The organism is Paenibacillus anaericanus, from assembly GCF_003994475.1.
GTDB classification, from domain to species: Bacteria; Bacillota; Bacilli; order Paenibacillales; family Paenibacillaceae; genus Fontibacillus; species Fontibacillus anaericanus.
The window spans coordinates 73,526-97,621 of sequence record NZ_RZNY01000003.1; the positions used below are offsets into that span (position 1 = coordinate 73,526).

A 24,096-nucleotide genomic window follows, 5' to 3' on the forward strand; every position below is an offset into this window, starting at 1 on the left:
CTCCTCTATCTCTTTATCAGTTTATGATTTTAATAATCTCACAAAATCACGTATTTGCAACAATCCTTCTTCTTTCGAATGCCCCTGTTGCAACAAAGGAACGCTCTCTTCTATTTTACGCACAATCGCACTCCCGACAACAACTCCATCACAAATTTTCGAGAATTGTCTCACCTGTTCAGCATTCGAAATGCCAAATCCAATCGCAACAGGCAAATCACTCATTTCTTTGACGGACTTAATAAAAGCCTCCAAACCTTCATGGAACGTAGCTCTCTCTCCTGTTACTCCAAGTGAGGATACACAATAAATAAATCCACGTGCTTTGGACAATATGACGGCAATACGATCTTGCGAAGTTGGAGCAACCAGCGGAACGAGGCTTACATTGGCTGCGTCAGCCAGTGCAAGTACTTCTCCCGATTCCTCTACCGGTAGATCTGGAATAATTAGTCCACTAATACCAGCAGCCTGCATGGAAGAAAAGAACTTATCTAATCCCATCTGCAGGACAGGATTATAATAAGTGAACAATACGAATGGCATATTTACACCACGTGTTCGAGTCTCGCGAGCAACATCAAAGCAAGTATCTATCGTAATCTTGCGAACTAGAGCTCGTTCTGAAGCTCTCTGGATCACCGGACCATCCGCAAGTGGATCGGAGTAGGGTACGCCCAGTTCAACAATATCAGCACCGGCTTGCTCCAAAGCTACGATAATATCTACCGTTGTAGCTGGATCTGGATCTCCTACTGTGATAAATGGAATGAACGCTGTTTTACCTTCTTCTTGAAGTCTCACAAACGTTTCGTCCAACAAGTTCGAGGTTATCACACTCATAGTATCCCCCCACCCTCTGTATACGCCATAATCGATTCAACATCTTTGTCCCCACGCCCGGATAGGCAGATGACCACAAGATCGTCCCTAGTCATATTTGGAGCTAGCTTAACTACCTGTGCAACGGCATGTGCGGATTCCAATGCGGGAATAATCCCTTCCGTCCGACTGAGTAGATGCAGTGCATCCAACGCCTCTTTGTCGGTTATTGGATAATATTTTGCACGTTCAATATCTTTTAAATACGAATGCTCAGGCCCGATCCCTGGATAATCCAGTCCCGCCGAGATGGAATGCGCTGGCAACACTTGACCAAAGGCGTCCTGCAGGAGGTAACTAAGTGAACCTTGGAAAACACCTTTTGTCCCCTTCGTCATCGTCGCCGCATGAAATTCTGTATCCACGCCTCTACCAGCCGCTTCTACACCAACCATTTGAACGTCCGTGTCTTCTACGAACGGATAGAACATCCCAATTGCATTACTTCCACCACCTACAGCAGCAACTAGCATATCCGGCAGTCTGCCCTCGGCTTCTAGAATTTGACGACGCGTCTCATCACCAATAACACGTTGGAAGTTGCGAACCATCATGGGATATGGATGAGGACCTGTCGCTGAACCAAGGATATAAAAAGTATCATGCACGTTGCTGACCCAATAACGAAGCGCTTCGTTGCAAGCATCCTTTAGGGTCCGAGTTCCGGACAGTACAGGCACTACTTCTGCACCGAGCAATTTCATTCGGAATACATTAAGTTGCTGACGTTTCGTATCTTCTTCGCCCATGAATACTTTACATTCAAGACCTAGTAGAGCAGCTACCGTTGCCGTTGCAACACCATGTTGACCAGCCCCTGTTTCCGCAATTACCTTTTTCTTGCCCATACGTTTGGCCAGAATTCCTTGTCCGATAGCATTATTGATTTTATGCGCACCCGTATGGTTCAAATCTTCACGTTTCAAATATATTTTTGCACCACCCAAGTGCTCAGTTAAACGTTCAGCATAATATAGTGGCGTTTCCCGACCTGAATATTGCTTCAACAAGTAACTAATCTCTGCTTGGAATTCGGCATCATCTTCATAATGTCGGTAAGATTTCTCCAGTTCAATGAGCGCATTCATCAATGTTTCTGGCACATACCTTCCGCCAAAAGGGCCGAAACGCCCGTGTTCATCTGGTACTTGCGTCATATCCCTTTCACCCTCTCTACAAATGCTGTAATTTTCGTTATATCCTTAACTCCATCGCTCTCTACACCACTTGAAACATCCACGCCATCAGGGGCTAAAGTATTGATCAATTCCCCTACATTACCGGCATGAAGTCCTCCCGCCACTAGAAAAGGAATGACTTGATTTTTGGCCCATGTTTGATATGGCGCGGCTAAATTCCAACGGAATGTCACACCCGATCCTCCACCATAATGTGGATCGTAAGTATCAAGCAACATGCCATCCAACACTCCATTATATCGTTCCAGTATCTCTTCTACATGAATTGATTCGTCATCACGCACTGAGAATGCCTTATATATTTTGATGCCAAAGAGTTCGCTTGCTTCACGGCAAAATTCTGGACTCTCCGAACCATGTAGTTGAAGTACATCAAGTGGAACTTCAGCTAGAAGACTTTGGAGTTCCTCTATGGTTGGATTTACAAACACTCCAACGCTCTCTGGATTGTGGCTAGACGTCCATTCACTCAGAACAGATAGAAGTTCAACAGCCTGCGAACTGGTAACTTGGCGCTTGCTTTTTGCAAACACAAAACCCAGATAATCAATGGGTAAGTTTATCATAGATTTTAGCACTTCAACGGACTGAAGTCCACAAATTTTTAAGATAACATCACTCATGGGAAAGGCTTCCTTCCTCTACAGCATCCGTAAATTTGTTAACCCTAGGAGGTCCCATCAACTCATAAACGGCTCGATCTACCTGCTCATTACGCATAAATGTTTCACCGATGAGTACTCCTTGTGCTCCATTGGCGGCAAGATATTCAACATCCTCCCGCGTCACAATGCCACTCTCACTGATCAATGTCACTCCAGCAGGTACCAATTCAACCAAAGCAGCCGTTGTCCCAAGGGACGTCTCAAATGTACGTAAATTCCGATTGTTGATCCCAATCAATTTCGCTGTTCCAAGACTGAGTACACGCTCCAATTCCACACGGTCGTGAACTTCGAGCAACGAATCAAGTCCAAGCGAAGCAGCAAGCTGCATGTAGTCCCTAAGCTGAGTATCACTAAGAATAGCGGCGATAAGCAGTATAGCATCTCCACCTAGTAACCTAGCCTCATAAATTTGACGTTCATCAATGATGAAATCCTTACGCAATAGTGGAACGCTAACCGCCTCACGAATTGCCGTAAGATATGCTCCGCTACCCTGAAAATAAACTTCATCCGTCAGCACAGAAATGCAATCCGTACCTGCAGCTTCATATGCCAAAGCAAGTTTAACAGGATCAAAGTCCGGCCGAATTAGACCTTTCGAAGGAGAAGCCTTCTTAACTTCCGCTATCAGGCCAAGTTCACGTTTGCGTCCTACGGTAAGTGCACGATGGAATCCGTGAGTTGGCGGAAGCTGCGAGATCCTTTGTTCAACCTCTGTTAATGAGAAGGCGTTCGCTAACAACTCTACTTCTTGTTTCTTTGTCTCTACGATACGATCAAGATACATAACTAATGTCCTCCGTTGTTTGAATAAGCTGATCTAACTTTCCTAGTGCTTTGCCGGAATCGATCGCTTCCGCAGCTATAGATACTCCTTCGCGAATATCCTTGGCGATTCCTGCAACGTAGATACAGGCTCCCGCATTCGCAAGAACCACGTCCCGATACGCCCCCTTTTGACCCTGCAGTACACGCTTAATAATATCAGCGTTCGTTGCAGGATCACCACCGATCATATCCGCCAATTGGTAAGTGCCAAGTCCCAGATCATGCGGATGGAGATCATAAGTTACCACTTCACCATTTTTCAATTCCGATATACGAGTCGGTGAAGAAATACTAATCTCATCCAATCCTTCCTGACTTGTCACAACAAGCGCGCGTTTAGATCCAAGCTCACGTAACACTTCGGCTATCGTTTCTGTCTTATTACGATCATAGATACCAAGTACTTGACGGTCTGCACCTGCGGGATTGGTCAGCGGTCCAAGCATATTAAACACCGTCCGTATACCAAGTTCCTTACGCGGGGCCGCTGCATACTTCATGGATGGATGATATATCTGAGCGAATAAGAAGCAGATCCCAATATCATTCAGACAACGCTCCGCCTGCTCGGCATTCAAATGGATATTCACGCCAAGTGCTTCAAGCACATCCGCACTTCCAGCCCGCCCTGAAGCAGAACGATTACCATGCTTAGCAACCCGTACTGATACCGAAGCAGCAACGATAGCGGACGTAGTGGAGATATTAAACTTATGAATGCCTGATCCACCTGTTCCGCACGTATCCAACAGTTGTCTAGTGTCCGTATGCAATCGACTTGAATGAGAACGCATCGCTTCAGCAAAACCTGTAATTTCATCCACTGTCTCGCCCTTAATACGAAGTGCTGCCAACAATCCACCAATTTGTGCTGATGTCGATTCACCGTTCATAATCGATTCCATTATTGCACGGGCCTCTTCTCGCCCCAAGTTCTCCCCTAATATCAGCCGACTGAGGCCACTTTGTACCGGATGGTCTACGTTCATCGTATTCTGCTCCCTTCTTCTCACACTACAGTTCGCTATAATTTGTATAAATTTTAAAGGCTCAATCTAAGAATCACCGGTTCTCTGAACTATATTCATACAAATAATCTTGATTAATCACGGAATCATGAAGCGATTTTGGCGGAAACATCATTTCGGCCATCCGAATTGCTTTCAGTAGGGCCATTGCTTTGTTTACCGATTCTTGATACTCATTCTCCGGAATTGAATCCCATACAATACCGCCTCCAGCTTGCACGTACGCTTTACCTTGCTTAAAGACGATCGTTCGAATCGTAATGCAGGAATCCATATTACCCGAGAAGCCAAGGTAACCAATAGCTCCGGCATATGTGCCCCTCGCTTCACGTTCTAGCTCCGCAATAATTTCCATTGCTCGTAGTTTCGGTGCACCTGATACAGTTCCCGCCGGCAAGCAGGACAGAAAAGCATCAAAAAAGTCTTTATCATCTCTCAGTTTCCCTGAGACCTTAGAAACCATATGCATGACATGCGAGTAACGCTCTATCTCCATGTATGTTTCGCATTTCACGCTGCCAAACTCCGATACCCGCCCAAGATCATTTCGTCCTAGATCGACCAGCATTAGATGTTCTGCCCGTTCTTTCTCGTCCTTCAGTAGGTCTGCTTCTAACTCACTATCCTCTTGTGCGTTAGCTCCTCGGGGCCGAGTTCCCGCAATGGGTCTTGTCTCTACTCGGTCACCTTCTACCTTCACTAGCGCCTCCGGTGAAGTTCCCACGATGATTTCATCATCGAGCTTAAGGTAATACATATACGGAGAAGGATTCATCGTACGTAATATCCGGTAGACATGTAGTGGGTCTACCTCAGTCTCTATATGGAACCTCTGAGATAACACCACCTGAAATATATCACCCGCAGCGATGTATTCCTTACCTTTCTCCACATTAGCAATGAACTGCTCCTTCGTCAGATTAGAACGAACATCTCCGAGTTCCACATCTGCTGGAAGTGAACGAGTATTGAACGTCTCGCTTGGTCCTTCCTGTTGCAACAACTCTGCGATCTCATCCAACTTTTGCTCGGCAAGTTCGTATGACTTCGCGATGTCCGAATCCCGATCGCCTTCCTTGACATGAACATTTGTTACAAGTAACAACCGCTGCTTCACATGATCGAATACAATCACTTGATCACAGAACATGAACTGAATATCTTGTAAATTCATATCGTCCACTTTATGGGCTGGCAATTTCTCATAATACTGCAGAAGGTCGTATCCGAAGAATCCAATAGCTCCACCTGTAAACGGAGGCAATTCTGCTAACTTTGGACTCCGATAATTCCGCAGGATCGCTTTGAGCTCCTCAATGGGTTTGCCAGGTAATGTCTGCTTTTTCCCATCACGCTCCATGACAACCTCGCCCTTCTTAGCTGACACCATCATGAATGGATCTGTTCCGATGAACGAATACCGTGCCCATTGAATGCCACCTTCTACACTTTCAAGCAAAAACGCCCGTTCTCTTTGTGCTATTCGGCGAAAAATACGAATCGGGGTTTCCATATCAGCAAGCAGTGGGCGGACGATGGGAATCAAATTATAATCTTTCGCTAAGGCAATGGTTTGTTCTAATTGCGGGGTTGCCATGTCTTTCACTTCCTTTTCATCAAAGTTGGTTGTGGTGAACTATGGTAACTACGAGAACATTTGGGCCTTCGATCGCTGTTATCCTCAGATTTCTTGAATTTATACCGCTGATAGCGGATGAAATCCGAGGATAAAGGCGAACGCTTCGCTTCTCCAGCTCCAAATTTCCTCTTCGTTACTTCCCCACCACTGTTAGCAAAAAAGCAAACAAAAAAACCTCTACCGAAGTAGAGGTTGGTTGGATTTGCAGTCAGTTTGACAGTCACATGTTATGAATAGGTATAGCAAATAAATTCGATGGAATAAAAGTAAGGCAAACAAGCCCACTTCGGAGAGGAATTCAAAAGTACCCTCCAACCAAGATCTCGAATCTCATGCTAACTCTACTTACACTAGGACTATCCTCGGCTCAACTCTGCTCATCTCAACTATACTCAGCTCTACTCGTCTCAAACATCTCATAAAAACTAACTTACCTAAAAAATATAATTTCAATATACCTTATGCTATACCAATTTGGCAACCACCAGTTTCTGTGATTACTTATTGAGCAGGTGTACTCAAATCAGGACGCAAGCTCTTGGCTTCGTTCTGATATACATGTATCATCTCACGCTGGCTCTTCATTGTATTCGTCTGAATGAGCAGCCGGATACATTTAGGAAGACCGCCTTTAACAGGAATTTCAGTTGAACACATCAATGGAACCATGTCCCAACCATTCAATACACGGATAGCTCTAGCAGGAAACGTAGTATCCAGATCCGGGGTCACCGTAATCCAGACACTACAGATATCCTCAGGCTTAATCTCGTTACGCTCCACAACTTCCTTTAAAAGGACTGCCGTGGCTTGAAGGATTTCCTGTTCCTCGTTGTGGGATACTGTAGTAGCCCCGCGAATTCCTCGGTTATACATGCTGTCCCTCCTCTTTCAGTTCTCGGATCACTCGTCGTACATCGGTGAGAGTGACATCAGATACAATTTCTACTTCCCCGATGACAACTGGAAGTACGAAGATGATTTGATTCTCCTTAAACTTCTTGTCATGCATCATCGCCGCTATAATGTCATCCTCATTCATTTCAACTGGCAACGTAGTAGGTAGGCCGAACCCTTCCAGCAATTCCTTCGTATCCGAGTATAGAGAGCGATCTCTTCCCCGGTTCACGGCTATCCTTGCTGCTGCAGCCATTCCAATCGAAATTGCTTCACCATGTAGAAATTGTCCATAACCACCCGTTGCCTCTAGCGCATGTCCAATCGTATGTCCCAAGTTGAGAATGGCACGAAGTCCATGCTCTAGTTCATCCGTAGACACGACTTGAGCCTTAACCCGGCACCCTTGTGTTAAGCCATAACCTAAAGTTTCTGGGTCTAGAGCGAGTAACTTCTCGGTGTGCTCACGACACCAGTCCGTAAATTCTTTATCCCAGATCAGTCCATGCTTGATCATTTCAGATAGACCAGAGCGAACATCACGTATCGGCAATGTCTGCAGGGAGTCCACATCGTAGAGTACCATTTCTGGTTGATGGAATGCACCGATCATATTTTTCGCTAGTCGGTGATTCACCGCTACTTTGCCACCGACACTGCTATCATGCGCTAGAATGGTTGTCGGCATTTGCACGAACTTCACACCACGCATATAAGACGCAGCCACAAATCCAGCTAAATCACCAACTACACCACCACCAAGTGCAACAACTACTGAATGTCGATCAAGCCCACTTTGGATTGCAACAGTCATGATCTCTTCAAATACTTCAAGTGACTTCGACTTCTCACCGGCTTTTACAACCTTACTAACCGTATGATATCCGGCATCTTGCAGCGACGTTTCCACCTTGCTTAGATACAAGGGCCCCACATTATCATCTGTGACAATAAGTACGGGACTTTTCTTCGCTAACTGATGCCGTTCGAAATATTCCCCTGCCTCAGAAAGTAAGCCGCCACCGATATATATCGGATAAGAACGTTCCCCCAAGTCCACCTGTAATGTTCTCATCAGTAGTTCTCCAATTGTGACAAATAGCCCTTCACATTGCGTTCAATTTCCTCTATGGAATCGCCGCCGAATTTCTCTAAGAATGCCTTAGCAATTTCCCATGATACTACGTGTTCCAGCACTACACTCGCGGCTGGCACGGCACATGCATCTGAACGTTCTACTTGCGCTGTGAATGGCTCTTTGGTATCAATATCGATACTTTGCAGCGGTTTATAAAGCGTTGGAATCGGCTTCATCACACCGCGAACGACAATCGGCATACCATTAGTCATACCGCCTTCAAATCCACCTAGACGATTACTTCCTCGATGATAACCAAGTTCATCGTTATGCAAAATTTCATCATGTACTTTCGAGCCTGGTAGTGTACCGGCTTCAAAACCAATACCGATCTCTACTCCCTTAAAGGCATTAATCGACATAACCGCCTGAGCAATCCGTCCATCAAGCTTACGATCGTATTGTACATGGCTGCCAAGTCCTATCGGAACTCCTTCAACGATGCACTCTACAATTCCGCCGATCGAGTCACCATCAGCTTTAATCTGATCGATGTACGCCTCCATCTTCTTCTCTGTCTCAGCATCAACAACACGTACTGAAGATTCTTCCGTCACTCGTCTCATTTCATCAATGGACAAATTATGTGGAGGTGCTTCAATTTCACCGATACGAGTAACCTGTCCGGCTATTCTGATACCAAAGTGTTCTAGGAACTGCTTGGCTACTGCGCCACATGCCACACGAATAGCGGTTTCTCTTGCACTGGAGCGTTCCAGTACATTGCGTAGGTCCTTCAAATTATATTTGAGTCCTCCGTTCAAATCCGCATGTCCAGGACGTGGCCGGTGTACACGACGTTTCTCCTCATCCGATCCTTCAATCGGCTCAATGTTCATAATCTTCTGCCAGTGCTTCCAATCGTTGTTCTCAACAACTAGCGCAACCGGTGCTCCTGTCGTATAACCGTGCCGAACACCTCCGACGATACTAACTGTATCCTTCTCGATCTGCATCCGGCGCCCTCTGCCATAACCCTTCTGGCGACGAGCAAGTTCAAAATTAAGAGCTTCGAAATCAAGCTCCAGATTGCTTGGTAGTCCTTCAATAATTGCCGTCAACTGGGGACCGTGCGTCTCCCCTGCCGACAAGTAACGTAAACTCATAATACGTTCCCCCTTTAAACTGTTAAACTGTAAAGAGCTAAAATCCGATAATTTCTTTGCTCATTATAGTATAGGTCGCTTCCTTTTGACAAGAAGACACCCAATAGAAGTGCAGCATACATCATGAACTTCTATACCCATAACAAAAACACGCCGCTCCTTCTACCGTAGCAGAGCAAGCGACGCGCCTTCATATATCCTACATATTCTAATTTTTCTCACCTATCCTGAAGCTGGGTGATTATCCAATGTTACAGTACGCTGAGTTTCCATTGGAAAGTCCTCCAATAGTCCCTTTAGTTGTGATTTTTCCAACCCGAGAACTTGAGCGCACTCCTGTGGTGTCAGAAAACCACGTTGGTAAGCATCAATTACTTTTCTCTTATCCATGACCAACCTCCACGATAGCTTATGTTCTCCAGTATCGGGATTGAACAAGAAGAATATACTGTGGCTCTTAAGCTTTTTTGCGGTAAAAAAATGTTTCCGTTGCTTCAAGACCAAAAACAGCCGGAGAGAAAATTTGCTCTGTACTACCTACAAATAAAACGCCCCCAGGACGCAGAGCCTTAGCAAATTTATGATATAATTCCTGTTTTGCTTCCTCAGTAAAATAGATCATGACATTACGGCATACGATGAGATCAAAACCTTCTTCGAAAGAATCGAGTAACAGATTTTGCTTCTTGAATGTAACCGCCTTTTTCAGTGCACCGTCAATCCGAAACATCGCGCCCTCTTGGTTGAAATATTGCTTCGCAACAGCAGGAGGCACGTCTTTGAGTGAACGTTCAACATACAGTCCCTCTGCTGCTTTGCTGAGCGCCCCGTCATCAATGTCAGATGCAAGCAAATATGTATTCGTTAATAGTCTCAGGTCTGCCAAAATCATCGCTAGAGTGTACGGCTCCTCACCAGTTGAACAAGCAGCACTCCAAATCCGCAGACGTGATTTATTTGATGCCACCTCTGGCAGAACTACATCTCTCAGCATTTCCCAGCGGTTGGGATTACGCCAGAACTCGGATACATTAATCGTCATCTTATCTAAAAATTCATAAAACAATGGCTTATTGCTCATCATCGCACTGAAAAATGCCTCAAAAGTTGAAAACCCATTTTTATTACGCAATGTTGTCAACCGACGCTTCATTTGTGCTTCTTTATATTGAGCCAAATCGATGCCTGTATGTTTCTTAATATTCTGGATAAAACCTAGATAATCTGGATCCTTTGGCTCTTCGCTGTTCCCCCGTAGGGATGGTGTAAACTTTAGATTTAAATCCATAGGTCAAGGTTTTTGGAATATCCGAGGAGTTCCTGCGCTTCAAAGAAATTGGCTATCTCTCGCTCTGCGCTTTCTGGTCCATCGGAACCATGTATCAGATTAAATGGGGTATGTGCTGCAAAATCCCCACGAATTGTACCCGGTAGTGCTTCAGTAACCTTCGTTTTGCCAATGACTAACCGTGACAAAGCGATCACATCATCACCTTCCCATACCATAGCAAATACAGGCCCAGAAGTTATGAAATCAACCAACTCGCCAAAAAAAGGTTTGCCCTCGTGCTCTGCATAGTGGGTTTGTGCCTGGATAGACGAAATCTGAACAAGCTTTCCTGCTACCAGTTTGAATCCTTTGTCCTCGAATCGACTAATAATTCTGCCAATTAGGCCTCTTTGTACTCCGTCCGGCTTAACCATCAAAAATGTTCGTTCCACGGTTTCCCTCCCGAATTCTCAACGTTCTTTACATCATTTCATAATTCTGTACATGATTGAAGTATTACTTCACCCGTAGTTTACCAGAAAAAAGACGGAAGGGTAAGATTCAATAAGAACGTTTATTTACAAAGAGCGCGATTTCCTTTAAATGTGCCCTCGATTTATTCTCAGGTAGACCTTCCAGTGCCTCCAAAGCTTTGCTAATAAAACGATCTGCTAATTTTTCCGCTTGTCCAATCCCTGGACCGGAAATAATCATATCAATCGCTTTCGACACGTCACCTGCACCGTCCTGAGCACGAATTCCATGAATTTCATGAAGTAGACTATCCCTTAGCTTTGGTTCTTGCAGTGCATAAATCACCGGTAGCGTAATATTCCCTTGACGCATATCACTTCCAGGAGGTTTCCCGATACTCTTCTCTGTTCCACAGAGATCTAGTAAATCATCGCGGATTTGAAATGCCATTCCTACGTTATATCCATATCTGTACAGCAACCAACTTACCTTCTCCGGTGCCCCTGCTGCCATAGCTCCAAGTTGACAACTGATCGCAATAAGTAATGCCGTTTTACGCCGGATCCGCAGTAAATAATTTCGTACCGTCTGTTCCGTATTAAAAAAATCACGGATTTGCTCCATTTCGCCGATTGACATTTGCACTAGCGCTTTGGATAAAATACGGTGGATTTCTGGATTACTCAGTTCTGCAGCCAGTACAAGAGCTTTGGCATAAATAAAATCCCCCGTATACATGGCGATTTTATTATCCCATTTCGCTTTAACTGTAGGCTTACCTCGCCGAGTTCCTGCATCATCAATCACATCGTCATGTACCAGCGAAGCTGAGTGGATGAGCTCCAGCGGAACGGCTACATGCTGAAGCCGCTCTAGGTCATAGTTTCCAAACTTCCCCCCAAGTAAAACAAAGACGGGTCGAAGTCGTTTTCCTCCCGCTTTGAGAAGATGAAGAGACGTTTCACTAAGCAGTTCATCATCACCATCGATGCTCCGGTACAACTGCCGCTCTATAAAATCCATATCTCTCTTTAACGTGCCGAAAATATCCATTAGTTTCATTATTTCACCCGTGTCAGCGTATTGTCACTCCAAATATCCATACGGACCTCATTCTGCAAGAGTCCCAACTCATAGGCATAGGCGAAATACAAAGCCAGTCCCGCCTGTTGCTTATCGTTAAAATCATAACATAAATTGTTAAAATAATGATGCCAATAATCTGCTGTGCCTCCGATTTCACGACATGCCTCTGAAACCAACGAAGACAAATCATTCAAGCTTTGCTGCTTACTTCTCTTAAAAGCTGTGCATACTTCACTGAGGAACTCGGGGTTAGCCTCAGCAAAACTGCGCTGAACAGTCCACACGGCAAAGCTCATACCGTACCCCGTCCACTTTTTCCAGATATCCCCTAAATCCGTGACAATATACCCGTGATCCCGCCATGAAGCCCGAATAGCATGATCGCCAATCAGCAAAGCTGCATCATGATGAGCCATCATTTGATCCAGATCTGGCTCACCAACCGAATAAGTTGGATTCAGACCATATGCTTTCTGCATTATAATCTTGAGTAGATTGACAGAGGTTGCAGAAGTATTTGTCAGTGCAATGGTTCCTTCCTTCATTTCCTCAGGTGGTTTACGTGAGAAGAGAAGGATGGAGTTAACTGGACCATCTGAACTGACGGACAGATCAGGCAGTAATAACAGCCTGTCAGCTCCTACACCAAAAGCGAAGGAGGATACAGGAGCGATATCTAGTGATCCATCAAGAATACCCCGATTTAGCACGGAAGGTACTTCTGTAACTAATTCACTCTTGCGAGATAAAGCCCCAACATTGAAATGATGATACACAGGCCAAGCATTCGTATATTTTATTTTTCCAATGAGGATATTGTCATTCTCTCTGCTGTTCATTCTGATCCCCCCACCTAGTAAACAAAGCATGTTCGATTCTTAAATTATCTAGTACTTTACCCACAAGGAAAGAGACAAGATCGTCTATACTCTTAGGGCCAAAATAAAAAGCTGGCATGGCCGGAATCATCACGATACCCAGCCTGGCAAGCTTCAACATATTCTCCAAATGGATGGCATGCAGAGGTGTCTCACGTGGTACTAGTACCAGTGGACGTCTCTCTTTCATCATTACGTCAGCCGCGCGCGTTAACAAATTATCAGAAGTTCCATTAGCAATAGCAGACAATGTCCCCATCGAGCAAGGCATCACAATCATACCTTCAACAAGATAAGAACCGCTAGCAATTGTGGCCCCGATATCGGAATTATTATGATAAATATAACTTCCAGGACGTCCACCGAATTTCTCCGCAAGCACCTTGTCCCGATCCGTAGTATTCCAGCCTAGCTCTTCCTTAATTACTCGCCAGCCCGCGTTAGTAATAACTAGATGTACATTATACCCAATCCCTAGCAGCGTCTCGATCAGCTTCACACCGTAAATTGAGCCGCTGGCCCCCGTGATTCCGACCACGATTGATTTCCTTGTTGGGTTCAACTCCATCAATGATTTCGCACCACCAAATCAATTAAAGTGAATGAGAATACGACGATACTAAGCACGCCATTCATCGTGAAGAATGCAGTCTGCAGACGACTAAGATCGTCCGGCGATACAATATAATGTTCGTAGAACAATATGAGATAGGCGATAACCATACCTGCAATATACCAGCCACCTAGATCGGTCATCAGTAAGAGTGCAATAAATCCTAATGCAGTAATAATATGAAGCACTCTAGCAATCTTCAGTGAGTTGGCCACACCAAAGCGTACCGGAATCGAATGTAGTCCTTCTTTAAGATCAAATTCAACATCCTGACACGAATAAATAATGTCAAAACCCGCGATCCAGAAAGTGATTGTTGCAAAGAATACCATTGCCGTCCAGTCTACTACACCAGTAACTGCCGCCCAACCACCGAGTGGTGCGAGTGCAATCGTCAGACCTAGCACAACATGGCATAGCCAGGTAAAGCGTTTGGTGTAGGAATAGACTACCAACATCACCACAGCGATAGGTAGCAACTTCATAGCTAGTGGATTAAGCATAAAGGAAGCCCAGAATAACATAGCAAATGAAACAAAAATAAATAGGAGCACTTCTCCGATCTGCAATAGCCCAGCAGGAATAGCTCGGTTCGAGGTACGAGGATTCTTCGCATCACTGACCCGGTCAATCAACCGATTAAGCCCCATAGCCGCACTACGAGCGCCAAACATAGCTAATAGCACCCAACCGATCTGCGCCCAGGATGGGAGATGGTCGTTAACAGCTACGGATCCAAGTAGCGCACCCATAAAAGCAAATGGCAACGCAAATAACGTATGTTCAAATTTGATCATTTGCAGAAATACAACAGCTTTTTTAAACATTATGTGTCTCCTTTATGCCGATATGTAAAGCAGCGATACCGCCAGTTAAAGGATATGCTTGGACCTTTTCCAATCCGGTGTCAGCGAAAATGCGCGCTAATTCCTCACGCCCCGGAAATTGAGCAAGCGAATCAGGAAGCCATTTATATTGTTCATAACGCTTTGCGAATAGCTTTCCAAGCTTGGGAAGTACCTTTTGGAAGTAGAAATAATAAAGTCCTTTGAACGGCTGCCAGGTAGGTTTAGACAGCTCCAGACATACAACCATCCCACCCGGCTTCACAACACGCTTCATTTCCCTCAGCACTTGATGAAGGTCAGGAACATTGCGCAGACCGAAACCTATCGTTGCATAATTAAATGTATTATCTTCGAACGGTAACTCCATCGCATTACCTTGTATGGTTGTGATATTGTTACCCAAGTTCCGATCACTGATTTTGCGACGTCCAATTTCGAGCATATTCTCGCTAAAATCTAGGCCCGTGATGTGACCACCAGATGTTTCCGCCATGCTAATTGTCCAATCACAAGTCCCGCAACATATATCGATTGCGTTATCACCTTGTGACATATTCATCTTAGCCATTGTAAATTTACGCCAAGCCTTATGACGTCTAAAACTCAAAATATCATTCATGATATCGTATTTCGGAGCAATACTCTCAAAGACAGAATGAACAAACTGTTCTTTCGGTTTAGATACAGAGTCATTATTCATTTATTCGTTTCACCTTACCCTTCCTGCAGAGAGCGACACGGAGGAGAAATAATGGAAATAAAAGGCTCCAGAGCCTTTCCCAGCTCGGAGCGTACCGTCTCACCTTTACATTCTTGGAGCAGCAATTGAGTCCGCTCTACCGATTGATGAAGCAAGACTATCAATTGTTCCTTCACACCGTATTTGGCAAGCAAAGACTTCCATTCCCGATCTCCAACACTGCTTCCTGTTAATGTCTCTTTATCTTCAAATGTCCCTGTTTCCATAATTTTCAGATAGGCATAACCCCGATGGTTCTGCGGCAGCTCCCCGCTAGAGTTGATCTCGCTAAGAATTATTTCGCAGCGGCTTAATTCAGCAAGTAGCAATCTCCATATGTTATGAACCGACTTGTCCAAGAGATGGGAAAAAGACAGAAAGAGTGGCATCTTCAGATGAACATGCTCTTTCAAATAATCCTCAGCAGACAGCAGCATCCCTTTTAACTTTGAATACAGGTTTACTTTTAATTTGTTCACTTCACAAATAGCGGCACTCATTACAGATATCATTTCGATTTCTCCGGCTTGGGCAAGCAGTTCATAGAATGCACTGCTGAAATAATCCCCTGCCAACACTTTCAATTGCCTAGAACGCATACTCCGTTCCTCTTTACGATGGCTTTCTTGATCGATTCGATCATGGATATCTAGACCTAACTGTACTAGAAAAGCCGCCAACGCAAACGTTTCTGCCGTGCGATAAGATTTACCGCCGTCCCGATCCATTAGAAACGTATAAAGTAAACGAACACGGGGAACCGGAAAATCCGGGAGCGCCGTGTGAGTTGAAATCATGTCATAATCAATATACTTTTTTGCTAGTTCAGTTATACGATAAGGTTTCATCCTTAGCCTCCGAGCCGGTATACTATCATACATATCACATAAAGTTGTCAATATCTTGTCTATTATAGCATATGTTTTTTCGGTGCGCACGATCAGCACCGCTCATTTTCGCGCTGAATAAAAAAATGAATCTCTTGACTATAAATCCCGGAACTTCGATTTCCAGAGATGTGTTTCCGTCATACGAAACCAGGTTTGGAGTTCCTTAGGGATCTCCTTGTTTCCTACATTGCGCAAATTCTCTAGCGCCGTTTCTGGCCATTGACCTCTACGTACATCAGCAGCGAGCAATAAGTATCTTGTTCCGAGCCATTTATCTTCTGCCACAAGTCTTAATAAGAGTTGATCCACATTACTAGTTCGCTCCATCGAGAAGGAGATTAATTCCGCCATCCCTTGATACAACTTTGCTGCATCAAAATCATCTTCCGTCACCTTTAGGTCGACTGACAAGATACTCCTGTTCAAGTTCACCTTACCAATCCTTGTAGGAAGCTCAAGAGCACTCAACCCTTCGACAAGGTTATCATTAGTTAGCATGGCTGGTTGTTCCTCAGCAAACACCGTGTAGGCCCCACCAGCTTTGTCTCCTTGTGTGCTTAACCAAGACAAGGAAGCAAGCAGAAGTGTACAGCCAAACATCATTACAATGACCTGAAGTACCCATCTTTGTTTCATGGGGCATTCCCCCTTTGATTTCACCCGTTTACAGATGACTTCCGTTCGGGTCCATACCCCATTGTACAATTAAAAAAAGCAGGCTATGCCTGCAAAACAAAAAAATCATTCATCCGTATCGATTACACCGTGCTTCGTCATCACAATTGCTTTACCTCTAACCTTCACAGCTGAGGTATGGTCTGTGAATTGTGCAATCAGAACTTCACCCTTGTCTAATTTCTCGGTATGATGAAATCGTGTATCTTTTCCCCGGGTCAGTCCGATCACCGTAACGCCCTGCTCTTTGGCTTTCACCACGAAATAATCGCCACTTATAGCTTCTTGCTCGTCTCCACTATTGGCTTTGTGATTGTGACTATCCATGATCAGACCTTCTTCCCATGTCTTATTTACACCTGAGTGACATGATTCCCATATTTTCTGACTAATTAAAAAGAAAAGGCCGTGAACAATTGCCCACGGTCTTTTTGCAGAGAAAATATGTAGAAATCATTATTTGATTCCGTCTTTGAGTGCTTTACCCGGTTTGAAAGCGGGAACTTTACTCGCAGCAATTTCAATTTCCTCTCCAGTTTGCGGGTTACGGCCTTTACGGGCAGAACGCTCGCGGACTTCAAAGTTACCGAAGCCAACCAGTTGTACTTTATCACCATTTTGGAGCGCTTCGGAAATTGCTTCGAATACTGCGTCAACTGCTTTAGTTGCATCTTTCTTCGACAATTCCGTGCTTTCCACTACTTGAGAAATCAAGTCAGATTTGTTCATCATGATTCACCTCCCTACTAAGTAATCTAATAATACCATGATATTCTGTGTTTCCGTTTTGCGGCAGAATATACGTTATACTACGTCCAATATCATCAAATCCCCTGTAAATTCGCCATTTCACAGCGAAAACCAGGAGGGCCGAACAAATTTATAGTAATACAGCCTATCCATAATTTCAAGCTTTTTAAGTCTTTAACCTATTTTAACTGTAAAAATAATAGATAAAATCACTAAATTATGAGCTAAAATACAAAAACAACCGCACGCAGCTCATTAGCTTGCGCACGGTTGTTGTGAGGAATCAATGGTTATAAAATTATGGCTATTAAACCACCGGAGCCTTCGTTGATAATTCGTCCTAGCGTTTCCTGCAACTTGTAGCGTGCATTGTCTGGCATCATAGCTATTTTCCCTTGAATGCCTTCTCTTACAATGGAATGGAGCGAGCGACCAAAGATGTCGGATTCCCAAATCTTGATTGGATCGTTTTCGAAATCTTGCATTAAGTAGCGAACTAATTCCTCGCTTTGTTTCTCGGTGCCAATAATCGGTGCGAATTCCGACTCCACATCAACTCTAATCATGTGAATAGAAGGTGCTGTTGCCTTCAGCCGCACACCGAACCTTGCTCCCTGGCGAATAAGTTCTGGCTCGTCAAGCGCCATTTCAGCCAATGATGGAGCTGCAATCCCATAACCTGTCGTCTTGACCATCTCAAGCGCTTCAGCAAAGCGATCATATTCCTTCTTAGCATGAGTAAACTCCTGCATGAGCTGCAACAGGTGATCCTTGCCTCTGATTTCAACCCCTACTACTTCCATCAGAATTCGGTCATACAGATCGTCTGGAGCGTACAGGTCGATCTCAGCTACCCCTTGCCCCATATTCAGCCCGCTAAGTCCGGCACGAGCAATAAAATCATAATCCAAGAAGTTAGTGACAACCCGGTCAACATCACGTAACCGTCTGATATCCTTTACGGTATCGCGGACAGAGTTCTCATAATTGCTACGGAGCCAATGATCCTCGTTTAGTACCATTACCCAACTAGGTAGATTAACATTGACTTCGTGAACAGGAAACTCATACAGTACTTCCCTCAGAACGCCAGTAACATCTTCCTCGGTCATCGTTGCAGCACTGAGTGTAATAACTGGAATGTCGTATTTCGCAGCCAGTTCCCCACGCAATTGTTGTGCTTCTTCACTACTAGGACGAGTCGAGTTGATGACTAACACAAATGGTTTACCGACTTCTTTCAGTTCAGCTACCACACGCTCTTCTGATTCCACGTAAGAGTAACGTGGGATATCTGCGATCGTACCATCAGTTGTTACTACCACACCTAGTGTGGAATGTTCTTGAATCACTTTGCGAGTTCCTATTTCCGCCGCTTCTTGAAATGGAATAGGTTCTTCAAACCAAGGAGTCGAAATCATCCGTGGTCCATTCTCGTCTTCGTAACCTTTAGCTCCTTCGACTGCATAACCAACACAATCAACGAGCCTTACGTTTACATCAAGACCTTCAGCAACCTTAATTTGCACCGCATTGTTAGGTACAAATTTGGGTTCGGTCGTCATGATCGTTTTACCAGCTGCGCTTTGTGGAAGTTCATCCACCGCGCGGATCCGGTCCGCTTCGTTCGCGATGTTCGGTAGCACAATCGTCTCCATGAATCGTTTGATAAAGGTAGACTTCCCGGTGCGGACAGCTCCAACCACACCTAGATAGATGTCTCCTCCGGTACGTTCGGCAATGTCCTTAAAAATATCAACTTTCTCCAATACCAATGATATCCCCTCCTCAAAATTCGCCGAAGGAAAAATGCCTTGAGAGCATCCGCTTCGTTATTCACCATCTTTTTCACAATCACTGCTACGGCAGGAGCGGCAGCTCCTCTTGCCCGTGTCCGCCGCCGAAAACCACTGGGGAGAGAACCTGAACGAAGCGGCGTTAACTCGTACATGCATTTGGACTAGTATCATCATATGTACCAGATGCGTAATTATGACGGTAGAAACATGCCACGCCCATTTTTTTTTGCAAAGTCGCTGCTTCGCCACGAACAAGGCGGATTTTTTTCCGCCATATTAAATTTGTATGTATCAACAAGTAGAATTATGACAATATCATCTTTACTATCAGTTGAAATATTGATAGTGATGATTAATGCTATGTTCAATCGTTGACAAATAACAAATAGACAAAAAAACACCTCACGACTAAGTCATGAGGCAGGAAAATAATTGCTTATTCAACTTGTGGAACTGGCAAGCCTTTGACCCAATGATAGGAAAGAGATTTCACCGGCACGAAGTATGACTGATCTACCAAAATTAACCTTAGATCCTCATCCCCTTCCGGTTTGATCCCTGCTTTATCCACAGCTTGCATAATGTCAACAGCATAATCCACGAATACCTGTCCCTTACCATTCATCAAATAGGGTAGTGTCTCGCCAGAAAACACACTTCGAAGTGGGTAATCTTTGCCGGCGATTTGTGGTAAATCCACGGTGTATAAGCCTGGATAGGTTTCTTTCCCGTCAACCGCAGGTAATTCATTTCCATGGGAAGCACGATATTTATCTACGAGTCTTTGCACATCATTGACCCTCTGGACTGTGTTTAAATCCATGACTTTAACCCTTGGATCAATCTCTTCGTTAATGACTAAAAAATATGCGCTACCCCCTTTTTCAAAAGCAGTATCTGGAATTTCATCGATGTATCCTTTTCGGTTCAACTGATCAAGATCAATGATGTATTTTTCATATCTTGGAGTCTCTATTCCTGCCGTAATGATCGGTAGAATCCCCTGTTCTTCTTGAAACTGATCCATCGCTCTTTGAATACGATCTACACTTTCTCGATAAGTCACAACCTTCTCCTGCCGCTGTTCCTTTGGATACATGCACCCGGACAAATACACTGTCCCGATTGTAATCAGACACAGTAGGAGCCCACTACGGGCAATTAGATTGACGATTTTATACCTTCCAGGTCTCACAATGAATCATCCTTTACTCATGGACTCTTGCCGGATTACCACAAATCGTCATTTTCCTTCTGCCGCTCTAATTGCTTTCGGATCGCCGCTTTCAAAGGATCCTCTGGTAGTCTAACTTCTGCAGAACCACATATCTGGGCCTGACAGGCCAAACGAATGCCCTGATCTAGTAAGGGACCCAATTTACGGAGTTCAGCATCGCTCGGAGGGGTCAATGCAGACTCATGCTCAGGTTCCACCTCAACTTTACACATGAGACAGCCTGCATGACCGTCACAACGTGTTGAAATAAAAACTCTAGCTTCCCGTGCCGCGCGAAGAACACTTGTCCCAGGACGGACCTTAAGTGTCCTACCTTGTGGTATGAATTTTATTTGGTATTCCACCATGTCCCTCCTTACGCCTCACAGTTTCGATTTCGGAACCATTGCTCAGCTAATGTCGGGCTGTCTAACAGATCAGCCAATTTGTTCACCAGGTGGGTGTTCCAATCGTTCCTTTTGAGTAACTTTAATAAAAGCGGCAAATGTCGCTCCATCGACCCCCGCATGACCTCAGCAATCGCTAGATACCGGTCCGGTCGTTCTCTCAACAAGTTAAACAGCAATTCATGACTCAGTGGCATTAAGAACATATTTATGCCCTCAAGTTGACCCAGCACAGCTTCTTCGTGTAATACATTAGACACTTCCGTCCTATAGCTACCATCCGAAGTCTTCACTTCGAACCCTCCGACTAGTTCTAACGTCAAATTTCCTAGTCTATAATGACTAAGTCGAGATATATATACACCACTTTCATCAAGTCGCGGGACATCCAGCAGAACGTCAGCCAGTTGTTCATGCAGCAGCACTGCATCATCCATATCCGCATAGATGTCAACATCCCTTGGAGGAGTTCCAAGCTTAACACCCTGTAACCAAAGCCCACAGCTCCCGCCTAGCAACCAAGGATTTCCAAAGTCTTGCAGGCGGACACTGAGCTCTCGGAGTGCCATTAATACTTCGGAATATAGGTTATCATTTATGTCTGAAATCATTTGTATACCTCTTCTCTATTCCGCTTCCGCTAGAAATCCTATCCTATGTAATCGATACAAGGCCGACTAGAAACCCAGTCAACATCATAACAAACGCGATCAACGATAGAATTCCTTTTACCCAACTTTTCGTCTTATTCCGGGCAAACGTGATCAAAAAAACAGATAACCCCATTACGAGAACCGCCGCAATGGATAACCACATTTTGGTCATAGCGTCCATAAGCGTTATCTCCCACTTTTCCATATTATTGATATGATAAATATTATAGCATTATCAAACAATTCAGGCTACGAACCTACCTATTACCACAAAAAAATAAGGCCTACAGCTTCATCGCCGCAGAGCCTAAGTCCTATTAATTACTTGTTAATCGGTCTAATACCCGCCTTATTTCTTCATCATTAATTTCATTAATGCTTCCATATTGGAAGGGTTCATGCCGCTCTTTTTCACAGCCCCGATGATCTCATTAATTGTAGCCTCAGAAACAGGTACCTTAGCCATTGTTGACACCTGCTTAATTAACTTACGCAGTTCAGTTTCACTCTGAAGTGTCGACGGCTTCACAGTACTAGCCAGTTTTTTAACGTTACCATCCGTGAGATGTTTGCCACTTTTCTTATTAATAGCATTCAGGGCTTCTTTAGAAATTTTACTCATCGTTTCGCCTCCTCCACTGTCCTCTTCAACAATGTATGAGGTAGGGAATCAAAAGGTGAGTATGCGTTAGCCTTATTGAGAAGCGAATGAACTAACAATAGTTTGCTACGTAATAATCGTAGCTAATTACGGCTTACTATGTATGCCATTGTTCCCATGTTTCCTGAGAAATAACTTCCATCTCTGTCTTCCGATCACGGCCCATAAGTGCCTCTACGGCCGTCTTAGGTTCCCTTCCTTCAAACAGAACAGAGTAGATCTGGTTAGCAATCGGCATTTGTACTTTATATTTCTCTGAAATCGTGTGTGCAGCCTTGGTTGTTCGAATGCCTTCCACTACCATGCCCATCGAACTTAGGACGGTTTCTAGTGGCTTACCTTCACCCAACATATACCCTGCACGCCAGTTACGACTGTGCTGACTTGTCGCCGTAACGACCAAATCACCAATTCCAGCGAGTCCAGCAAAAGTCAGAGGGTTAGCCCCCATCTCTACACCAATTCGCGTGATTTCCGCAAGTCCACGAGTTAATAACGCAGCCTTCGCGTTGTCTCCATAGCCAAGACCATCAGACATTCCGGCGCCAAATGCAATGATATTCTTCAAAGCACCAGCAAGCTCCACACCAATCATATCCCGGTTAGTATAGACACGGAAATAAGAGTTCATAAACAAATCCTGAGTTAAACTCGCCTGTTCATCATCCAGCGAAGCTACCACAACCGTTGTAGGACAACGTTTAACAACTTCCTCCGCATGGCTTGGTCCCGACAAGACGACAATCCGGCCTTCTTCACATCCTAGTTCCTCGGAAATAACCGTCGAAATACGCTTCAAACTTTCCGTTTCAAACCCCTTAGTTGCATGTACTACTGTCATCTCTTCATGCCAATAAGGTTTTAAGGAACGTGCTACTTCACGTACAGCTGAAGAAGGGGCAACAACGATAACAGCCTTTGCTCCTCGTACAGCTTCTCCCATATCACAAGTAGCTGCAATACGCGAAGATAAATCAACACCAGGTAGAAAACGCTCATTCCGATGGTGGTGGTTGATTTCATCCCTTTGTGCTTCATTTCGCGTCCAAATGGCAACATCCATCTCTTTATCCGCAAGTACGCTAGCTAAAGCCGTTCCCCAACTGCCCGCTACAAGCACAGCAGCTTTATTAGACAACGCGTTCTCCTCCCTTGGAACCCAGTTTATTCTCTCTACCTTGAGCTAGTTTTACAATGTTGCTACGGTGTCTCCAAAAGGCAAAAATACAAATGAGCAAACTGGCCCAAAAATATGGACCTATTTCACCGAAAATCCATAAAAATAGCGGTGTCAGTAATACAAAAATAAGCGAACCCAACGAAACATACCGAGTGAAAACAATTAATAAAATTGCAATCGCACCGGCATATAGCGCAGGTATAAGGGCTAGGGTAGCCATGACTCCAATCGTTGTTGCTATCCCTTTACCACCACGGAAGCGGAAATAGAGTGGCCAATTGTGACCCACGATGGCAGCGATACCGCAAAGCGCAGGAACCCACTCAGAACCCTCTCCAAGCCAGCGACCTAACCATACAGCTGCAATACCCTTTAATACATCGAGAATAAGAACCAGAATAGCTGGTCCTTTTCCCAGTACACGCAACGTATTGGTCGCCCCAGCATTTCCACTGCCATGCTGACGTATATCAATGCCTTTCAAGGACTTCGCCAGCAGGACACTGAAGCTGACCGAGCCAAGTAAATAACTGAATAACACTGCAATTAGAGATGGAATCACGTTATTCTCT

Annotated in this window: 30 protein-coding genes; 1 reads left to right on the forward strand and 29 read right to left on the reverse strand. The window is 44.6% G+C overall.

The window, feature by feature from the left end:
* Positions 1 to 21 precede the first annotated feature (21 nt).
* The 22 genes from trpA to spoIVA form a co-directional block, all read right to left on the reverse strand.
* Positions 22 to 843, reverse strand: coding sequence for a tryptophan synthase subunit alpha (gene trpA, locus EJP82_RS04575; RefSeq protein WP_127190860.1), 822 nt, complete (start codon positions 841 to 843; stop codon positions 22 to 24).
* On the reverse strand, positions 840 to 2,039 hold the full coding sequence (trpB, locus tag EJP82_RS04580; protein WP_127190861.1) for a tryptophan synthase subunit beta: 1,200 nt from the start codon (positions 2,037 to 2,039) through the stop codon (positions 840 to 842). Before trpB ends, trpA begins: the two co-directional genes overlap by 4 nt.
* The gene (locus tag EJP82_RS04585) at positions 2,036 to 2,704 is read right to left on the reverse strand and encodes a phosphoribosylanthranilate isomerase (protein WP_127190862.1); all 669 of its coding nucleotides are present in this window, start codon (positions 2,702 to 2,704) and stop codon (positions 2,036 to 2,038) included. Before EJP82_RS04585 ends, trpB begins: the two co-directional genes overlap by 4 nt.
* The gene (gene trpC, locus EJP82_RS04590; protein ID WP_127190863.1) at positions 2,697 to 3,536 is read right to left on the reverse strand and encodes an indole-3-glycerol phosphate synthase TrpC; all 840 of its coding nucleotides are present in this window, start codon (positions 3,534 to 3,536) and stop codon (positions 2,697 to 2,699) included. Before trpC ends, EJP82_RS04585 begins: the two co-directional genes overlap by 8 nt.
* Positions 3,526 to 4,566 carry an anthranilate phosphoribosyltransferase gene (gene trpD, locus EJP82_RS04595; protein WP_127190864.1) on the reverse strand — a complete coding sequence of 347 codons (1,041 nt, stop codon included), beginning with the start codon at positions 4,564 to 4,566 and terminating at the stop codon, positions 3,526 to 3,528. Before trpD ends, trpC begins: the two co-directional genes overlap by 11 nt.
* A gap of 73 nt (positions 4,567 to 4,639) precedes the next feature.
* Positions 4,640 to 6,202, reverse strand: a complete 1,563-nt coding sequence (trpE, locus tag EJP82_RS04600; RefSeq protein WP_127190865.1) for an anthranilate synthase component I — start codon at positions 6,200 to 6,202, stop codon at positions 4,640 to 4,642.
* A gap of 543 nt (positions 6,203 to 6,745) precedes the next feature.
* Positions 6,746 to 7,120: a chorismate mutase gene (gene aroH / locus EJP82_RS04605; protein ID WP_127190866.1), complete on the reverse strand. Its 375-nt coding sequence runs from the start codon at positions 7,118 to 7,120 to the stop codon at positions 6,746 to 6,748.
* Positions 7,113 to 8,216, reverse strand: a complete 1,104-nt coding sequence (gene aroB / locus EJP82_RS04610) for a 3-dehydroquinate synthase (RefSeq protein WP_127190867.1) — start codon at positions 8,214 to 8,216, stop codon at positions 7,113 to 7,115. Before aroB ends, aroH begins: the two co-directional genes overlap by 8 nt.
* Complete coding sequence (gene aroC, locus EJP82_RS04615; RefSeq protein ID WP_127190868.1) at positions 8,216 to 9,385, reverse strand: chorismate synthase; 1,170 nt, start codon at positions 9,383 to 9,385, stop codon at positions 8,216 to 8,218. Before aroC ends, aroB begins: the two co-directional genes overlap by 1 nt.
* Positions 9,386 to 9,607: 222 nt before the next feature.
* Entirely contained in the window at positions 9,608 to 9,775 is a 168-nt protein-coding gene (locus EJP82_RS27890; RefSeq protein ID WP_170220127.1) for a hypothetical protein, read from the reverse strand.
* A 67-nt stretch (positions 9,776 to 9,842) separates the two neighbouring features.
* A complete protein-coding gene (locus tag EJP82_RS04620) occupies positions 9,843 to 10,673 on the reverse strand; it encodes a CheR family methyltransferase (protein WP_127190869.1) in 831 nt (276 codons plus the stop codon).
* Positions 10,664 to 11,107, reverse strand: coding sequence for a nucleoside-diphosphate kinase (gene ndk / locus EJP82_RS04625; RefSeq protein ID WP_127190870.1), 444 nt, complete (start codon positions 11,105 to 11,107; stop codon positions 10,664 to 10,666). The genes EJP82_RS04620 and ndk overlap by 10 nt, the downstream gene beginning before the upstream one ends.
* A 109-nt stretch (positions 11,108 to 11,216) precedes the next feature.
* On the reverse strand, positions 11,217 to 12,191 hold the full coding sequence (locus EJP82_RS04630; RefSeq protein ID WP_127190871.1) for a polyprenyl synthetase family protein: 975 nt from the start codon (positions 12,189 to 12,191) through the stop codon (positions 11,217 to 11,219).
* Positions 12,191 to 13,054, reverse strand: a complete 864-nt coding sequence (locus tag EJP82_RS04635) for a menaquinone biosynthetic enzyme MqnA/MqnD family protein (protein ID WP_127190872.1) — start codon at positions 13,052 to 13,054, stop codon at positions 12,191 to 12,193. Before EJP82_RS04635 ends, EJP82_RS04630 begins: the two co-directional genes overlap by 1 nt.
* Positions 13,035 to 13,661 (reverse strand): UbiX family flavin prenyltransferase, encoded by a 627-nt coding sequence (locus EJP82_RS04640; protein WP_127191166.1) that lies wholly within the window; start codon positions 13,659 to 13,661, stop codon positions 13,035 to 13,037. Before EJP82_RS04640 ends, EJP82_RS04635 begins: the two co-directional genes overlap by 20 nt.
* Positions 13,661 to 14,533 carry a UbiA-like polyprenyltransferase gene (locus EJP82_RS04645; protein ID WP_127190873.1) on the reverse strand — a complete coding sequence of 291 codons (873 nt, stop codon included), beginning with the start codon at positions 14,531 to 14,533 and terminating at the stop codon, positions 13,661 to 13,663. The genes EJP82_RS04640 and EJP82_RS04645 overlap by 1 nt, the downstream gene beginning before the upstream one ends.
* Positions 14,526 to 15,254: a demethylmenaquinone methyltransferase gene (locus EJP82_RS04650; RefSeq protein WP_127190874.1), complete on the reverse strand. Its 729-nt coding sequence runs from the start codon at positions 15,252 to 15,254 to the stop codon at positions 14,526 to 14,528. Before EJP82_RS04650 ends, EJP82_RS04645 begins: the two co-directional genes overlap by 8 nt.
* A 14-nt stretch (positions 15,255 to 15,268) precedes the next feature.
* Positions 15,269 to 16,141, reverse strand: a complete 873-nt coding sequence (locus EJP82_RS04655; RefSeq protein ID WP_127190875.1) for a heptaprenyl diphosphate synthase component 1 — start codon at positions 16,139 to 16,141, stop codon at positions 15,269 to 15,271.
* 138 nt (positions 16,142 to 16,279) lie between these two features.
* Positions 16,280 to 16,819 carry a hypothetical protein gene (locus EJP82_RS04660; RefSeq protein ID WP_127190876.1) on the reverse strand — a complete coding sequence of 180 codons (540 nt, stop codon included), beginning with the start codon at positions 16,817 to 16,819 and terminating at the stop codon, positions 16,280 to 16,282.
* Positions 16,820 to 16,924: 105 nt separating this feature from the next.
* Positions 16,925 to 17,185: a trp RNA-binding attenuation protein MtrB gene (mtrB, locus tag EJP82_RS04665; RefSeq protein ID WP_127190877.1), complete on the reverse strand. Its 261-nt coding sequence runs from the start codon at positions 17,183 to 17,185 to the stop codon at positions 16,925 to 16,927.
* A gap of 129 nt (positions 17,186 to 17,314) precedes the next feature.
* Positions 17,315 to 17,587, reverse strand: a complete 273-nt coding sequence (locus EJP82_RS04670; RefSeq protein WP_127191167.1) for an HU family DNA-binding protein — start codon at positions 17,585 to 17,587, stop codon at positions 17,315 to 17,317.
* A 311-nt stretch (positions 17,588 to 17,898) separates the two neighbouring features.
* Positions 17,899 to 19,377, reverse strand: a complete 1,479-nt coding sequence (gene spoIVA, locus EJP82_RS04675) for a stage IV sporulation protein A (RefSeq protein WP_127191168.1) — start codon at positions 19,375 to 19,377, stop codon at positions 17,899 to 17,901.
* Positions 19,378 to 19,422: 45 nt separating this feature from the next.
* Here spoIVA and EJP82_RS27895 point away from each other — a divergent pair, with 45 nt between their 5' ends.
* Complete coding sequence (locus EJP82_RS27895; RefSeq protein WP_170220128.1) at positions 19,423 to 19,572, forward strand: hypothetical protein; 150 nt, start codon at positions 19,423 to 19,425, stop codon at positions 19,570 to 19,572.
* A 271-nt stretch (positions 19,573 to 19,843) separates the two neighbouring features.
* Here the strand turns inward: EJP82_RS27895 and EJP82_RS04680 are convergent, their stop codons facing one another.
* From EJP82_RS04680 to plsY, 7 genes are all read right to left on the reverse strand, one after another.
* Positions 19,844 to 20,602, reverse strand: coding sequence for a hypothetical protein (locus EJP82_RS04680; RefSeq protein WP_246053985.1), 759 nt, complete (start codon positions 20,600 to 20,602; stop codon positions 19,844 to 19,846).
* A gap of 35 nt (positions 20,603 to 20,637) precedes the next feature.
* Positions 20,638 to 20,988: a 2Fe-2S iron-sulfur cluster-binding protein gene (locus EJP82_RS04685; protein ID WP_127191170.1), complete on the reverse strand. Its 351-nt coding sequence runs from the start codon at positions 20,986 to 20,988 to the stop codon at positions 20,638 to 20,640.
* Between the two features lie 11 nt (positions 20,989 to 20,999).
* Positions 21,000 to 21,641: a nucleotidyltransferase family protein gene (locus EJP82_RS04690; protein ID WP_127190878.1), complete on the reverse strand. Its 642-nt coding sequence runs from the start codon at positions 21,639 to 21,641 to the stop codon at positions 21,000 to 21,002.
* A 43-nt stretch (positions 21,642 to 21,684) separates the two neighbouring features.
* Positions 21,685 to 21,864, reverse strand: coding sequence for a DUF2768 family protein (locus tag EJP82_RS04695; RefSeq protein WP_127190879.1), 180 nt, complete (start codon positions 21,862 to 21,864; stop codon positions 21,685 to 21,687).
* A gap of 168 nt (positions 21,865 to 22,032) precedes the next feature.
* Complete coding sequence (locus EJP82_RS04700) at positions 22,033 to 22,305, reverse strand: stage VI sporulation protein F (RefSeq protein ID WP_127190880.1); 273 nt, start codon at positions 22,303 to 22,305, stop codon at positions 22,033 to 22,035.
* A gap of 136 nt (positions 22,306 to 22,441) precedes the next feature.
* Positions 22,442 to 23,482 carry an NAD(P)H-dependent glycerol-3-phosphate dehydrogenase gene (locus EJP82_RS04705; RefSeq protein WP_127190881.1) on the reverse strand — a complete coding sequence of 347 codons (1,041 nt, stop codon included), beginning with the start codon at positions 23,480 to 23,482 and terminating at the stop codon, positions 22,442 to 22,444.
* Positions 23,475 to 24,086 carry a glycerol-3-phosphate 1-O-acyltransferase PlsY gene (gene plsY / locus EJP82_RS04710; RefSeq protein WP_127190882.1) on the reverse strand — a complete coding sequence of 204 codons (612 nt, stop codon included), beginning with the start codon at positions 24,084 to 24,086 and terminating at the stop codon, positions 23,475 to 23,477. Before plsY ends, EJP82_RS04705 begins: the two co-directional genes overlap by 8 nt.
* Positions 24,087 to 24,096: the final 10 nt, after the last annotated feature.